Genomic DNA, 1,098 nt, shown 5'->3' on the forward strand with positions numbered 1-1,098 from the left:
CATCCCCCCCCCCCTCCGGTTGTTAGGGTTCAGGGGGTTATCTATTGCGGCGCCCCCCGACGACGCGGGGGGCCGCCTTCACCGCTGCGGAAAGACTCTCGGACGTTTGGGGCCGACAAGTCGCCAGTGACGGACCTTGCAGCTCTTGAGCGTTCGCCCCAAGTGCGCGGAGGCCGTCTCCATGCTTGGTGCGGTGAGGATCACCTCGTCCTCCTCCGGGGTCCAGCTGCGCCGAGGGGGTGCGAATCCCATGGTCGATGGACGAACCCACCCGCTGACTCGATCGGCACCGGCCTGCTTGCGGAGCAGCGCCAGGCAGCCCGGGTAGTAGAGGTCGGTGGCCAGGGCCACGGCGGCCTCGTTGAGGAAGAGGATGTTGTAGATGTTGTCGCGTTTGTTGCGGTTGAGCTTGCGCCGGGCCCCGCAGAGGCGTTCTGCATAGAGGGCAGTGAAGGCGGCCGTCGCGTCGCTCTTGGTGGCCAGGCCGACGAAGGGCAGTTCCTTGGACGTGAGGCCCACCGAGCCGTCGGCGTCGATGAGGCCGCGCAGGTAGTCGCGCTCGGAGAACGGCACCGTCGGCGGTGCGATGATCTCGGACTTCCGCCCCACCGGCAGGCCGAGGTCCCGCAGTTCCTCGCGGAATTCGCGGGCGCAGACGGTCCACATCGCCGAGGTGTGCTCCGCTTTGAAGTTCGTGCTGCGCGTCCGGTACCGGATGCTGCTGTTGTACGGGCAGAGCCGCTGGAACTCCTCCAGGATGGGCGCGTCGCGCGCGGAGAGTTCCACGGAGAGCCGGCCGCGGTTGCGGGACTGCTCGGTGAGGTGTCCGTCCGCCTGGAGGAAGGCGAACATGTAGGCGTGCTGGGGTCGTTCGAGGTCGAAGAATGTCATGCGGTGAGCGTCTGTGCGATCGATCGCCGAAGGAGCGCGATCGCTCGCCAGTTCGCTCAATGGTGTGGATACGATCGATTCCGCGAACAGAAGCGCCCCGGCCGGGTTGGCACTGCCGGGGGGGGAGGGGGGGGGTGTTGGGCGCGCCGCGCCGCGGGAGCAGAGGGGGCCCTACAGGGCGGACCTGTGGTGGGCGGGCCCGGGGGC

1 protein-coding gene is annotated in these 1,098 nt (G+C 68.5%); it reads right to left on the minus strand.

Annotated features, from left to right (window positions below; all coding sequences use genetic code 11):
- Window positions 1–78: 78 nt before the first annotated feature.
- Window positions 79–891, minus strand: coding sequence for an LAGLIDADG family homing endonuclease (locus ACFV6I_RS20525; protein ID WP_380426791.1), 813 nt, complete (start codon window positions 889–891; stop codon window positions 79–81).
- Window positions 892–1,098 lie beyond the last annotated feature (207 nt).

The sequence above is a fragment of the Kitasatospora sp. NPDC059803 genome, from assembly GCF_042732255.1.
GTDB lineage: Bacteria > Actinomycetota > Actinomycetes > Streptomycetales > Streptomycetaceae > Kitasatospora.